Source organism: Pseudomonas artemisiae (assembly GCF_057128685.1).
On record NZ_JBSKHS010000003.1, the window covers coordinates 136,607 to 150,312 of the forward strand.

Below are 13,706 nucleotides of genomic sequence, written 5' to 3' on the forward strand. Positions count from 1 at the left end.
CCTGCCATGCTCAGCATCAAAGCCCTGCAAAACCGCCTCGACCATCTGTACCAAGACGCCCAGTCGGACATGGACCACGCCGAATTGGAGGCAAGCGAAAGCGGCACCGTGGAAGACATGATGGCGTTCAACGATGCCTCTCGCAAAACCCAGATGGCCAACACCCTTATAAATGAATCCCTGCGCGCCAAGCACGGCATCACCAAAGCCATCCTTGATGGCATTCAGTAACCACGCGTAAGCTCTGGGAGTGGCGGGGAGGGTCCCTGCCACTTCATTCTCGATGCCGGCTCCTGGGAGCGTTAAATGCGAAAGGCTGTAATGTGGCTGCCTTGGTTAGTGTTACTGATCAGCCAGCAAACCTGGGCGGTGGTGCCCGACAGTTGGAAGCACACCGCCTATGCTTACGATGCTCGACAGACCAGCTTGAACACGGCCCTGGGTGACTTCGCCAAGGAGTTCGGCATGGCCCTGGACATGCCGGCGATGGATGCGGTAGTCGACGGGCGGGTACGCGCTTCCAGCCCCGAGGCGTTCCTCGACCGCCTCGGCCAGGAACATCATTTCCAGTGGTTCGTGTACAACGACACCCTGTATGTGAGCCCCTCTTCAGACCAAACCACTGCCCGCATCGAGGTGTCATCGGATGCGGTGGACGACATGCAGCAGGCGCTCACCGACCTTGGCCTGCTCGACCCACGCTTCGGCTGGGGTGTACTGCCCGATGAGGGCCTGGTGCTGGTCCGTGGCCCGGCCAAATATGTAGACTTCATCCGTGATTACAGCCGCAAGGTCGAACCCCAGGAGAAAGCCGAGAAGCAAGACGTGATGGTGTTCTCGCTCAAGTACGCCAACGCCGCCGATCGCACTATCCATTATCGCGACCAGCAGCTGAACGTCGCGGGTGTGGCGAGCATCCTCCAAGAGCTGCTGGAAAGCCGGTCCCGTGGCGAGTCTATCAATGGCGTAAGCCCGCAGCGTGTAGCGACCGGTACGGCTTCGGGTACCTCCGTTGGCGGCATGCTGGGGCTTAGCAGCGGTGGCTTCGGTGACGATACCGACATGGGCGCCTTGGAAAGCGGCCTGGACCAGGTCTTGGGCAGCAGCTCGAGTCGCAAGGGCAAGGACGAACGCGCCACCCGGGCGAAGATTCGGGTCAGCGCAGACGTGCGTAATAACGCCGTGTTGATCTACGACCTGCCCAAGCGTCGGCCTATGTATGAACAGGTGATCAAGCAACTGGACGTCGCTCGCAATGTGATCGAGATTGACGCGGTGATCCTGGACATCGACCGTAATGAGCTGGCTCAGTTGGCCAGCCGCTGGAACTTCAATGCTGGCAGCGTGAGCGGCGGTGCCAACCTCTTGGAAGCCGGCGCAAGCTCTACCTTGTTCATTCAGGACGCGGGTAAATTCTCCGCTGACTTGCGTGCGCTGGAAGGTAACGGCTCGGCGTCCATCATCGGCAACCCGTCGATCCTGACCTTGGAAAACCAGCCGGCGGTGATCGACTTCAGCCGTACCGAATACCTCACCGCGCTGTCGGAACGGGTGGCCAATATCGCGCCCATCACCGCCGGTACCAGCTTGCAGGTGATACCCCGGGCATTAGAGAAAGGCGGCAAATCGCAGGTGCAGTTGATCGTGGACATCGAGGACGGCCAGATCGACGTCTCCCAGATCAACGATGAACAGCCCGCGGTGCGCCGTGGCAACGTAAGCACCCAAGCGGTTATTGCCGAGCGTGGTTCGTTGGTGATCGGCGGGTTCCACGGGCTGGAAGCCAACGACCGCATCAACAAAATACCTTTGCTGGGAGATATTCCCTACATCGGCAAGCTGCTGTTCCAATCCCGCAGCCGTGAGTTGAGCCAGCGCGAGCGCCTGTTCATCCTTACTCCACGCTTGATCGGTGACCAGGTGGACCCGGCCCGTTATGTGGAAAACGGTAACCCCCACGATATCGATGACCAGATGAACCGCATCGACAATCGCCGGGATGGTTTTGTGCAGCCAACCCGTGGCGAAATCACCACGGCCTTTACCCAATTGCTCAATGGGATGTCCCCCGCAGGCTTCACCTTGTCTACGTCCTTGCCGTTCGAGCCGGACACCCTCTGCGACCCGGCCAACGGGCTGGTGCTGGATCGTTCACGCTCCCAGTGGTTCTCCCATAAAGAGTGGGGTGTAGCGGTGGTGGTGGCCAGAAACGATACGCCCAAGCCGCTACGCATTGATGAAAGCCGCTGTGGTGGCCGTTGGGTCATGGGCGTAGGTGCCTGGCCTAGTGCCTGGTTGCAGCCCGGCGCGGAAAGTGAAATCTACGTGGCCCTGCGCCAGCCTCAACAATCGTTGAAGAACTCGGCTCAAGGCCGCCCATCACTGCTTCGGAGAACTGCCCAATGATGCCTCTGCGTTGTATAGCCGTGGCTGTCGCGTTGTTGATCCTGGCTGGCTGTGCTGGCCGTCAGGGGTGCGTGGGTTATGCCTGCAAACGGCCGGATTCCAATGATCGCCAGTTGGTGATCTGGTGGCCCCAGGACATGCGCCAGGGCCTCAATGACCAGGACCCTAAGGTGGATTACACCGTGGTTCCGTTGAAGGATTGAGCGCAATGATACGAGTCGCGGACAAGCACGCCTTCTACACTCAGGTGTTGGCGGAACGCTCCGCGGCTTGGCTGATCGACAAGGGCGTATGCTTTGTCAGTTGCCGCGAACATCGTCACTGGGGCATGGCCCTTCACGTAGAAAGCCAGGTGCTTAGCCCTGAGCAGCTTAAACAGGCGTTGGTGCGGCGCTTTCGTGAAGTGGACCGGTATGATCAGTATTTTTTGTTCTTCGATACCCGGCAAGATTTTGTGATTTGGCATGCCCTGCCGGAGCCGCCCAGGGAGGGGCGGGCGCTTGATCCTATCCGTGTCGCGCAGTTGACGTTGGCGGGGTTGGAGCATTTGCTTGAGCAGGAGTGAGAACGGCTGTGCGAGCCAGGCATCCTGTCACGCCCGCACGCACATCGGATATGCACGCCAACGACTAGCCGCCCTTCACCCTCGAAGCAACAGCCAAACTAGTCCTCTATCCGAATAACCTCATCCGTCACTTCGTCCAGCTGCTTGACCACCTGATAGATATTCGCCACCGCCAGCAACGTAGACCTCGGGATATACCGCCCAGCCGCTACCTTATAAAGCGTACGGGCCAGCCAGATACTCTGCACCACTGGAACCTTCGCATCCTTGGCCCGCTGGATCATATCCAGCGCTTGTGCATCTTCACCCTTGCAGTGAATACGCGGCAGCGGGGTCTTGCCAGGGCGGTAATACAAGGCAACGGCATAGTGGGTAGGGTTGACCACCACCATGTCAGCATCCTCCACGGCCTTGGGCGGGGCGGCGGATGAGGGCGCCTGGTTCAGCAGCTCGTGGGCCAGTTGCTTACGGTGACCTTTAACGTGGGGGTCGCCCTCGGACTGCTTGTATTCGTTCTTGATGTCCTCGTGGCTCATGCGCAGCTTTTTGGCGTGAAAATACTTCTGCATGGCGAAGTCCAGGCCGCCAATCACCAGCAGCAACCCTAGCACGGTGCGCAGAATGTGCCGGAACAACTCTAGCAATGCGTGCCAGTAGGTAGTGAGGTCCGAGTTGGCCAACAGGATCAGCGCGCCAAGTTCGGGCTTGACCACGGTGTAAAGGGTGGCCGAGATGGCCACGGCCTTGAGCAAGCTCAGCAACAGGTTAGTGAGGTTCTGGGCGGTGAACATTTGTTTGGCATGGGAGAAGGGGTCGATTTTCTTAAGGTCGAACTTCAGGGCCTTGGGCGCGAACAAAAAGCCGATCTGTACCCAGCCGCCGATCAGGCGCATCATCACCGCCACCCCTACGCTCAGCAGAATAAACCCAAGCAACACCGTGATGGCTTCTTCGGCCAAAGGGCCCACCACGGTATTAAAAGACTTGCCAGTGGCCGCCAGGCCAACACCCAGCAAATGCTCCAGCTTGGCCATGCTCTGATCGGCCAAACCCAAGGTGACCTCACTGACCACCATCAGCACCAGCAACTTGCTTAAGTCCTGGCTCTGCGCGACCTGGCCTTTTTCCCGAGCGTCGCGCATCTGCTTGGGTGTGGCTTTCTCTGTTTTTTCCGCCATGGCTAAGGCACCTGTACCATTACGCCAAGCAGGGCTTTAAGGTCCGCCAGTTTCTGGATTTGCCCGTTGCCCAACTCTAGCAGGGTGGGCAGGTAAATCAGCAGGAAGGCCAAGCCCGCCATGCTTTTGGCGGGCATCGACAGGATCGATACGTTCAGTTGCTGGGCATACAGGCCGATGATGGCCAGCGCTGCCTCAATCAGCAACAGCAAGCCAATAAAGGGCGCGGCATAGAGCATCATGTGCTGCAGGGTTTGATTGATCTGCTCCAGAAATACGTCCATGCCTTCGATGGTCATCACCGGCAGCCAGGCATTGGGCGGCCAGATCAGGTAACTGTCCCAGATCACCTGGAGGATCAGCGTCAGCCCACCGGAGAGGATCACCAGCATGATCAGGGTTTCTTGAAACAGCTCCCCCAAGGGCGTGGCGTCCGGGCCCAATGCGGGGTTCAACTGGCCGCCGCTCAAGGCACCACGCTGGCTGTCGAGCAGGGCCCCGACCGAGGCGAACATCCAGAAGGGCGCGTAGAGCAGCATACCCAGCAAGATGCCCAGCACACCCTCTTTGAGCAGCAGCCCGATAATGGCAATTATGTCGTCCTGGCCTTTGAACACTTCACTGATCGCTGGCGCGGGGATCAATGCCACCGCGATCACCACGGCGTAACGCAGGGGGCCTTTGAGGTGTTTGAAGCAAAAGGCGGGCACCAACATCATGCACGGCAGCAACCGCGCCATGGCCAGTGCCACGCCCGCCATCAGTTGGAGCAAATGCTGCGCGTCAAAGGGCAACGGCATCTAATGGGCCCCGCCGGAGCGGGCGATCAGGTCGAAGGCCATATTGATGAACTGGATCAGCTCAACGCCGATCCAGCGCCCGGTCATCGCCAGGGTCAGGCCTACCGCCGCCAGCTTGATGCCAAATGGCAGGGTTTGATCCTGAATCTGCATGAGCGCTTGCAGCAGCGAGGTGGCCACGCCCACCAGTACGGCTACCGCCAGCGGCGGCGCGGTGAGGATTACCACCAGGATCATGCCTTGCTTGAACAGCGCCAACGCTTCCATGACCGCCTCACATATACGAATAGAACAGGCTGTCGAGTAACCGCGTCCAGCCGTTGACCAGTACGAAGAGCAACAGCTTGAGCGGCAGCGAGATCGTCATGGGGGAAACCATCTGCATCCCCAGTGCAAGCAACAGGTTGGAAATGATCAGGTCGATCACGATGAACGGGATATAAATCAGAAAGCCGATCTGAAACCCTGCTTGCAATTCAGACAGTACAAAGGCCGGGATGGCCAACAGCAGATCGTTGCGAGTGGCTTGGTCGGCCAGCTCCTTGGGCCACATGCGCTGGGTATTTTCCAGCAGGTGGGCGGAGATTTCAGGGTCGGTGTTACGGGTCATAAAGGCCTGCATGGGGCCGATTACACCACCGGCGCTGGCTTGCAGCTTCTCGGTAGAGGACATGTCAAGGGGATGCGCCTTGACCCGTTGCCCGATCTCATGGGCAACCGGCGCCATCACGAACAGCGTTGCCGCCAGGGCAATGCCGTACACCGCCATGTTCGGCGGTACTTGCTGCACGCCAATGGCGTTGCGGGTGATGAGCAAGGTCATGGCAATCTTGAGAAAGGCCGTGCACACGATCAGCAGGAAGGGGATCAGCGACAGGCCACCGAGAAACAGCGCCAGGAGAACGGGGTTTACCCCATCCATGATCATGAAGGCAACGCCATCCGGGTAATTTGCAGGCCCAGCCGACCGTCCACGTCCACCAATTCGCCTTCGGCCACCACGCGCTCACCGTGACACAGGGTGGCAAAGCCTGGCGTGACACCGGCGACGTCCAGCACAGTGCCGCTGCCCAACCGGCGCAGCTCACCCAGGGTCAGGTGGATCTGGCCGCAGCGCAGGGTGAGCTCCAGCGGCAGTTGCGCCAGGCTGTCAAGCGCTGGCGCGGCCTGGGCATGCAGGCCTGGGTGCTCAGCCTGTTCGTCATAGCCTTCATAGTGCTCGCTGTGCTCATTGGCGTACTGCTGCGTCGTTTCCTCGGCGCTGTAGTCCATTTCATCCTCAGGCTCATCGACCTGGGTGTCGTCGTGGTTATTCATGCGTGGGGTGTTCCTCATGACTCAACGTCAGCGAAAGCCGGCTGTCGTGGCTAGTGGTATAAGCGGCCCAGTAACGGCCTCCCAAGGCGAGCAGCCCGTGGCCTTGGGGGTCGAACAGCCCCTGTTGCGGCAATAGTACGTCGCCCGGGCGTAGAGAAGTCAATTGCTCCAAGGTCAGGCTGGCCAGCCCCAGCACCAGTGGGGTGGGCAGGGTAAAGCTTTCGGCCAGTGTTTCGTACAGTGGCTGCCACCCTGCGGCGTGCAACCACGCCAATAGGGTACCGGGGCACGCGTGCAAAAACCCATGCACCACCTCGTTGCCCCGGCTTACCTCCACGCGGCACTGAACAAGCGGGCCACCAGGCGCTTGGCCTTGTAGCGGCGCCAACGGTGCCAAGGCTTGGCCTACGACCGGGTTCAACTGCTGGCTGATGAACTGCCAATACCAAGGCTCGGCCTGGCCCGCGACCACCACCGGGCTTGCGCTAAGCAGGCCGAGCAGCCCAGCGGCATCGCTGAGCCAGAACGGCCCCACCGCGCTATCGAACCACGTTCCGTCAGCGGTAGGTACGTCGGTCAAGGCCGGGCGAAGCGTCAAGCTGCCACTCACGCCTGCCTCGGCATAGGGCAAGTACAGGCCTGCGCCCAATGCGCGCGAAGCCTGGGCCAGTTCTGCATTGACCTTGCGCAGGTTCAAGCACACACCTCATCGAGCAGTGTAAGCGCCACAGGCTGCCCCAAGGCCGACGCCAGGGCAGACTCACATTCCCGCGCCTTGGGCCGCAGCCGGCGCAACACTTCACGGCGAGCAAAGGCCAGCTCTACGCCCCAATGGCCATCCTGAGGGGTGGCGGATACCTCCACACGGCCAAGGTTGGGCATCAATAGCGTAACGTTGAAGGGAACCTGCGGCGCTTTGGCCAGGCATTGCGCGAGTTCGTCCACCAGCTCGGCAGGCACAGCCTCGCTTTGCAATGGCAAGGCAATCGCCCCGCCACCAAAACCGTGTTGATCAGGGCCTTCGCCTACGGGGAAGATCAACTGAGCGAAAAACTGCCCGTCGGCGTTAACGATAGGTTCAGGCTCCAACCGCATGGAGGGGCCACGGGGGCGCTCGGTATCGCGCCGCGGCACCGCGGCGGCTGCACGGTCTTGGTCAGCGGGAGCGGGTGAAGCAGGGGCCGGCACGGGTACTTGCCGTGGTGGAGCCGGGGGGCGGTGTTCAGCTTTCATCGTTTATAGCCTCGGCCAGGCAAGCGAGCTTTTCCACGGCACGTTGGGCGGCCTTGGCATCGCGTTGAGCGTCGAGCACCACTTGCTGTTGGGTGTGTACCGCCTGGTCTTGCAGCACGACGCCCTGGCGCAACCGCGACAGCTGGTCAAGCATGCTGCGCTCCCGGTCATGCCAACGGTCAATCGACGTAAGGGTCGTCGCCTGGTTCAAGTGCTCGTCTTTGAGCGCCTGGCGCTGTTCCACCTGGCGGGCGCTTTCTTCAGTAACGTCGATGCGTGACTGGACCAGGCGTTCACGCTCCAGAACCAGCTCGCGCTCGGCCTGGCGCTGCTGGCGCTCGGCGCTGGCCTGGCGATGTTGCCGCAAGGGCGTGAGGATGCGGATTACCTCTTCCAGGGCCGCTTGTTGCGGGTCGACTTCCAGGGGCTCTTCCATGCTTACTCCGGTAGCTGTGAGGTCAGGCGCATCAGGGCGTCAAGGGTGTCTTCCAGGGGTACCGGTTCACGCAGGTCTTGCTGAAGAAAGGCATTGATTGGCCCGTTGAGGTTCACCGCGCAGTCGGTGACCGGGTCACCGCCAGGTTGGTATTCACCCAGGCGTAGCAGCATTTCAACCTGGCGGTAGGCGGCCATCAGCCGGCGCAGGCGGTTGTTGGCCTGCTGATGCTCGCGGCCGGTCACGTTGCTCAGGATACGGCTGATGCTGGCTTGTACGTCGATGGCCGGGTAGTGCCCGCGCTCAGCCAGCTTGCGCGACAGCACAATGTGGCCGTCGAGTAGCGAACGCACTTCATCGGCCACCGGGTCGTTCATGGAGTCTTGCTCGATCAGCACGGTGTACAACGCGGTAATAGAGCCTGCCTCGCTCATGCCCGCGCGCTCCACCAGCCTGGGCAGCAGGGTGTACACCGAAGGCGGCAACCCGCCACGGCCCAACGGCTCGCCAGCGGCGATACCGATCTCACGTTGGGCACGGGCGAAGCGGGTGAGCGAGTCGATCAACAGCAGCACCTTCAGGCCTTTGGCCCGGTAAGCCTCGGCAATGGCCGTGGCGGTAAAGGCGGCACGGGCGCGTTCCATGCTGGAGCGGTCCGAGGTAGCGCAGACCAGTACCGAGCGCCGCCGCAGGGTATCGTCCAATTCGTGGTCGAGAAACTCGCGCAGTTCCCTGCCACGTTCACCAATGAGCCCAAATACGATGACATCGCACCCCATGTTGCGGGCCAGTTCAGCCATCAGCGTGGTTTTACCGCAGCCGGCGCCGGCGAACAGGCCCACACGCTGGCCTTCCCCGAGCAGGATGGCACTGTCGATGGCGCGGATGCCGGTGGGCAGTGCGGTAGTGATACGTGGCCGTTGGGTGGGTGGAATGGCATCGGCGATCACTGGAACGGTTTCACGCGTGTCATTGGGGCCGGCGAACGCGCCTTCGGTACCGACCAAGGGCCGACCGAAGCCATCGAGTACGCTGCCCAGCAGCCGCTCGTCCACGCCAATGCGGTGGGCCATGCCCAATGGGCGAATGGTGGCATTGACTTGGATGCCTTCAGGTGTGCCCAACGCACTGAGCAGGGTGCAATCCCGGGTAAAACCTACGACTTCGGCCAGCAGCAGGCTGCCGTCGGATTTGGTCACCTCGCACAGCTCGCCCACCTTGGCTGCCGGTACCTGGCACTCAAGCAGGATGCCGCTGACCGCGCTGACTCGCCCACTGACCCGAACGGCCGTGAAGTTGGCCAGGCGCGTAGCCTGGGCGCGCGTCCAGGCTTGCAGCTCGGCATTCACCAGTTCACCTCATAGTGGCGGTCGCCTTCGAACTCCACCCGGCCGTCGTCAATCCGGGTCAGGCGTAAGCCGTCCAGTTCGTCACCGATGTACAAGCGTTTGCCTTCGGCGGTGACCAAATGCGCATGGGGGCCAGAGAGGATCTGCACGATCACGAAGGGCAGGGCAGAGGTACCTTTGGAGACCTCGTCAACCACCGCGATGGGGGTTTTATAGAGGTCGCCAAAGCGCTGCATCATCCGGTTGTAGACCAGGCGTGCTTCATCCTGAAGGGTACCGTGCAGCACTATGCCTTGCGGGGTTTGCTCCACGGTCACTTCGTTGAGCAGCCGCTCGCTGAGCAAGGTGCGCAGTTTGGCCGCGGCCTGATCGGCGCTGAGCAGGGTGCGATGGTCATCCGGGCGTGCCGGGGCCGGCATGGCTTTTTCCTGAACGGCTAGTGCGCCTTTGGCCGAATCGGTGGAGGACACACTGTAGGACAGGCTCCAGGCACTGCCTACAACCCCAATCAATGCGCCCACTACTATTAGGCTAAGGCGGCTGAAGATCGACGGGCGAGGGCTTGCCGCGGGGCGTTCAGTGGCGTCTGCGCCAGGCTCCGCTGGCTGCTCAATGGGGCCTTTGGCTGGCGGCGCCGGTACCGCTGGCCAGGCCTGGTCCGCGGCGCACAAAGCCAGCCAGACCGGCCCCAGGGCAAAGGGGGTATTGGGTTGCAAGGCCGTGGCCGGGTGGGCATGGCCTTCGCCATCGACCACGGTACCTTCTTCGGCATTGAGTGACCACTGCTCGCCTTCGCGCTGTAGCCGGCAATGTTGCCTGGCAACGCCTGGGTCGTGCAGCGCCAGGTCCAATTCGTCATCGGCCCCGATCGTCCACTGCTCACCCACCAAGGGCAGCGCGGCCCCTTGATGCAGCCCGCTCAACACCCGTAACTCGAACATGTCGCGTGCGCTCCCGTCAGGCTGCATAAGGGTTGTCCAAAGCGGCGGTTTCATCTTCAAGTTCGAACCGGCCCATCACTTTTACCTGTGAGGTGGCGCCAATCTCGGCGAACGACATGACCGGTACATGGTGAAATTCTTCTTGGAGCAAGGTACGCAGCGGAGCGCGAAGGTCTTGCGCTACCAGCAGCACGGCTTTATCCAGTGCCCGCACCGGGAAGGCCATGTGCAACTGCTGCACCAGCAATTGGCTGGTTTCGTTGTTCAGGGCAAAGAAGGTTTCGGTCTGGGTTTGGCGAAGGCCATCGCGCAGCACGCTTTCGCTCTCCGGGGTTAGCAGCCACACCAGCAAGCCTTCCGGGCCTGCGTATTGATGGTACAGCTGGGATTTCAGGGCGATCCGCACATAGTCGGCCAATGCGGTGATTTCTCGCTCGTACTGGCCATGCTCGATCAGGGTCTCGGCGATCAGCCGCACAGCGCGCAGTGGCACACATTCAGCGGCCAAGCGTTGCAGCACGGCAGCGAAGCGCGCCAGCGGGATGGCCCGTTGCATCTCCTGGGCGACCTCAGGCTGTTCGGTTTCCAGCCAGCTGATGATCGCCCGGGCTTCTTGCAGGCCAATGAACTTAGGCCCGCAGGCGTGCAGTGCGCGTTCCATGCGCTCAAGAATCAACGCATGCGCCGTTACAGAATCGTTGAACGCTGGGCCTTCACTGGCCGGCACCCAATAGAAGTCCGCCTCTGCGCGCTCGGCGGCCCCCACCAGTGCCGTCTCTGGGACCTCTTGCTCCAGCGTACGCATTTCCAACGCTACCTGTTCTGGGGTGAAGGTGGCCCGCAGCATGGGCACTTCATAGACCGAGAACCTGAATTCGTCCGGGGCCAACAGGTTGGAGTATTCGATGATGAACGAGGGCAGGGTCAACCCGTAGTGGACCACTAGGCTGTTACGCCGTTGGCGGATTTCACTGACCAGCGCGTCCACCAGGGCTTGGTCCTGGCTGGGGTGAAACTGCAACATGAACTGCCGGCTGGGGGAGAACACGCGCAAGTCTTCGGTCGTATTTTTGTCGGGGTCGACGGCGTCGCTGCGGCTTTCTACCTCAGGCCGGGCGCGATGCAACTGCAAGGCGCCGCCTACACCGCAAATGATGGCGATTACGATAAACACCGTGGTGGGCATGCCAGGCAGCGCGGCAAAGCCCAGCATGGCTACCGAGGCGATGATCCAGGCCTTGGGTTGACTGGTGATCTGCTCGGCGATCTCGCGGCCGATATTACTTGGGGCGGAGGTGTCACCGTTAGGGACGCGGGTGATGACGATACCGCAGGTAACCGAGATCAGCAGTGCCGGAATCTGCGCGATCAGGCCGTCACCGATGGTCAGTACGGTATACAACTGAAGGGCATCGCCCGCGGCCATATTGTGCTGCATCACACCGATGGTGATCCCGCCGATCATGTTGATGGCTACGATAATCAAACTGGCGATGGCATCGCCGTTGACGAACTTCATGGCCCCATCCATGGCGCCGAACAACTGGCTTTCCTTGCCCAGTTCGGAGCGCCGGGTACGGGCTTCTTGTACGGTGATCAGGTTGGCCCGCAGGTCACTGTCGATGGACATCTGCTTGCCAGGCATGGCATCGAGGGTAAAGCGCGCGCCCACTTCGGCTACCCGCTCCGAACCCTTGGTGATCACCAGGAAGTTCACCACCGTGAGGATCAGGAAGATCACCATGCCTACGGCCAGGTTACCGCCTACCACGAACTGGCCAAAAGCCTCGACGATATGCCCGGCATCCTGATTGAGCAAGATCAAGCGGGTCGTGGAAATCGACAGTGCCAGACGGAACATGGTGGTCAGCAGCAGTACCGCCGGGAAGGTCGAGAACGCCAGTGGCCGGGGCAGGTGCATGGCCAGCATGATCAGCAGGCAGGAAATGCAAATGTTGATGGCGATCAGCACGTCCACCAGCATGGTGGGCATAGGGGTGATCATCATGAACACGATGGCAATGACCACGAACGCACCGACGATTTCCGAGCGGCGCATCGCGGCCAGGGCGATACCGTTTAGAACATTGATCACACGCTCCATACAAGGTTCTCCTTGGCGAGTTGTTGTTCCTCACTCGTCATCTTGGTGCTGAGCAGGCTTAAGTTGTCCCGTACCTGTTGCAGGTGGTCTCTGTTAGGCCATAACCGCACGGGTAGGGCGTACTGCAAAATTCGCCTGATTTCATTAAGGCAGGCCATTTGGTTGCGCAGCCCTTTGCCGCCGAGCAGCTCAACCAGGGTGCGGGTTTGATCAGGTTCCATGGTCTTGGCCATTAGCGTGAGCATGTGCTTGAGCAAGGCCAGGGCCTCGATACGCATGCCAGGGTTTTTGGTACGCATGCGCCCGAGCAAGTGCTCGCATTCGCGCAGCAACGTGGCCACATCCTTTGCGGTGGCCATGCCTTTCATTTGCGGCCGCGCTTTACTCACCACGTTGGAGACCGCCGCGCTGGCCAGGTCGGCTGCCAGCTCACTACGTATTTCGCTCAGCGAGTGTTCGAAGTTGCCATATTCCCGAGCTTCGTTGATCAGGGCGTCCACCAGCGCGACAACACTGAGCGGGCTGCCGATCACAGCGGAGTAAATGGCCCGCGTGCCATTTTTTTTGGCAGAGGCCTGCGTGCGTGGCGGGTTAGGGATTTTCCCCAGGACGCTAGTGCGCTTAGGGGGGTAACCGTATTCCTTTACCACCAACGCAATCTGCTCGTGGAAAAACTCGTGCTCGGAGTTGTCGTTCGGGTTTTCCCCGTAGGCTTCCTCAGCGGCCCGCTTAAGGGCATCTACTGCTATATAAGGGTTGCCCCTGCAGTCTTTCATTATTTGCTCAAGCATCTGCTTGGCTGAAAAACCTTGCCGGTTCTGAAAGCGATTACGCAGTTGGCCATTACGCGAGTGTTGGCTGGCGGCAAGCTCCCCGTTGAGCTTCTCCTTGAATTTTTCCGCCTGGGCATTCTGAGAATGGAAGGCATTGAGGGAAACAGCACTGTCTTGCCGTATTAAGGCATTACCCTGCTCAGCTACCTCGCGATCGGCATCTGCAATGCCCTTGGCCGTGTTGTCCTCATTCACCATCCCTGGGCGCAAAGGCACAACCCTGCTGGGCTTGGCCTGAGGGGCAGCCGGCGGCAGATGCAGCGGTGTTAGGGGAGCGGATGGGATTCTCATGGCGCACGTCTGGGTGAGTCCTGACCCCCCCTGAGTGGCGCACGATAGGTGCCGGTTCCATCCTAAGTCACTGAACGCAGGTAAAAACGTCAGTTGTGCCAAAACCTGTAGGCCAGTGGAGGCACCTGCGCAAGAACTTGCACGGCCTATGACCGTGTAAAGATACTTTTCTTATTTAAAACAATGGGTTGAGCGCCATGATGAAGTTGGCACGGCTGTCGCTATAGAAAACTGCCAATCCCAATGGAAGGTC

Annotated in this window: 16 protein-coding genes; 4 read left to right on the forward strand and 12 right to left on the reverse strand. The window is 60.6% G+C overall.

Features of this window, described 5'->3' with window-relative positions; all coding sequences use genetic code 11:
* The first annotated feature begins 6 nt into the window (after nt 1-6).
* The 4 genes from ACWKV4_RS05100 (at nt 7) to ACWKV4_RS05115 (ending at nt 2,971) form a co-directional block, all read left to right on the forward strand.
* Nucleotides 7-231: a type III secretion protein gene (locus tag ACWKV4_RS05100; protein WP_483830770.1), complete on the forward strand. Its 225-nt coding sequence runs from the start codon at nt 7-9 to the stop codon at nt 229-231.
* A gap of 75 nt (nt 232-306) precedes the next feature.
* Entirely contained in the window at nt 307-2,406 is a 2,100-nt protein-coding gene (gene sctC, locus ACWKV4_RS05105) for a type III secretion system outer membrane ring subunit SctC (protein ID WP_483830769.1), read from the forward strand.
* A complete protein-coding gene (gene hrpT, locus ACWKV4_RS05110; RefSeq protein ID WP_483830916.1) occupies nt 2,406-2,609 on the forward strand; it encodes an HrpT family type III secretion system protein in 204 nt (67 codons plus the stop codon). Before sctC ends, hrpT begins: the two co-directional genes overlap by 1 nt.
* A 5-nt stretch (nt 2,610-2,614) precedes the next feature.
* Nucleotides 2,615-2,971, forward strand: a complete 357-nt coding sequence (locus ACWKV4_RS05115) for a type III secretion protein HrpV (protein WP_483830768.1) — start codon at nt 2,615-2,617, stop codon at nt 2,969-2,971.
* 98 nt (nt 2,972-3,069) lie between these two features.
* Here the strand turns inward: ACWKV4_RS05115 and sctU are convergent, their stop codons facing one another.
* From sctU to ACWKV4_RS05175, 12 genes are read right to left on the reverse strand one after another with little or no spacing between them, the layout of a single operon-like run.
* The gene (gene sctU / locus ACWKV4_RS05120; RefSeq protein WP_483830767.1) at nt 3,070-4,149 is read right to left on the reverse strand and encodes a type III secretion system export apparatus subunit SctU; all 1,080 of its coding nucleotides are present in this window, start codon (nt 4,147-4,149) and stop codon (nt 3,070-3,072) included.
* Between the two features lie 2 nt (nt 4,150-4,151).
* A complete protein-coding gene (gene sctT / locus ACWKV4_RS05125; protein WP_483830915.1) occupies nt 4,152-4,943 on the reverse strand; it encodes a type III secretion system export apparatus subunit SctT in 792 nt (263 codons plus the stop codon).
* A gap of 6 nt (nt 4,944-4,949) precedes the next feature.
* Nucleotides 4,950-5,216, reverse strand: coding sequence for a type III secretion system export apparatus subunit SctS (sctS, locus tag ACWKV4_RS05130; RefSeq protein WP_483830766.1), 267 nt, complete (start codon nt 5,214-5,216; stop codon nt 4,950-4,952).
* Nucleotides 5,217-5,223: 7 nt separating this feature from the next.
* Complete coding sequence (gene sctR, locus ACWKV4_RS05135) at nt 5,224-5,877, reverse strand: type III secretion system export apparatus subunit SctR (RefSeq protein WP_483830765.1); 654 nt, start codon at nt 5,875-5,877, stop codon at nt 5,224-5,226.
* Complete coding sequence (locus ACWKV4_RS05140; protein WP_483830764.1) at nt 5,874-6,266, reverse strand: FliM/FliN family flagellar motor switch protein; 393 nt, start codon at nt 6,264-6,266, stop codon at nt 5,874-5,876. The genes sctR and ACWKV4_RS05140 overlap by 4 nt, the downstream gene beginning before the upstream one ends.
* Nucleotides 6,259-6,969, reverse strand: coding sequence for a type III secretion system protein (locus ACWKV4_RS05145; protein WP_483830763.1), 711 nt, complete (start codon nt 6,967-6,969; stop codon nt 6,259-6,261). The genes ACWKV4_RS05140 and ACWKV4_RS05145 overlap by 8 nt, the downstream gene beginning before the upstream one ends.
* Nucleotides 6,960-7,499, reverse strand: coding sequence for a type III secretion system HrpP C-terminal domain-containing protein (locus ACWKV4_RS05150; protein WP_483830762.1), 540 nt, complete (start codon nt 7,497-7,499; stop codon nt 6,960-6,962). The genes ACWKV4_RS05145 and ACWKV4_RS05150 overlap by 10 nt, the downstream gene beginning before the upstream one ends.
* Entirely contained in the window at nt 7,489-7,935 is a 447-nt protein-coding gene (locus tag ACWKV4_RS05155) for a type III secretion protein (RefSeq protein WP_483830761.1), read from the reverse strand. Before ACWKV4_RS05155 ends, ACWKV4_RS05150 begins: the two co-directional genes overlap by 11 nt.
* Before the next feature lie 2 nt (nt 7,936-7,937).
* Complete coding sequence (locus ACWKV4_RS05160; protein ID WP_483830760.1) at nt 7,938-9,284, reverse strand: FliI/YscN family ATPase; 1,347 nt, start codon at nt 9,282-9,284, stop codon at nt 7,938-7,940.
* Nucleotides 9,281-10,225, reverse strand: coding sequence for an FHA domain-containing protein (locus tag ACWKV4_RS05165; protein ID WP_483830759.1), 945 nt, complete (start codon nt 10,223-10,225; stop codon nt 9,281-9,283). The genes ACWKV4_RS05160 and ACWKV4_RS05165 overlap by 4 nt, the downstream gene beginning before the upstream one ends.
* 16 nt (nt 10,226-10,241) lie before the next feature.
* On the reverse strand, nt 10,242-12,329 hold the full coding sequence (gene sctV, locus ACWKV4_RS05170) for a type III secretion system export apparatus subunit SctV (protein ID WP_483830758.1): 2,088 nt from the start codon (nt 12,327-12,329) through the stop codon (nt 10,242-10,244).
* Nucleotides 12,317-13,378: a hypothetical protein gene (locus ACWKV4_RS05175; RefSeq protein WP_483839543.1), complete on the reverse strand. Its 1,062-nt coding sequence runs from the start codon at nt 13,376-13,378 to the stop codon at nt 12,317-12,319. Before ACWKV4_RS05175 ends, sctV begins: the two co-directional genes overlap by 13 nt.
* Between the last annotated feature and the right edge of the window lie 328 nt (nt 13,379-13,706).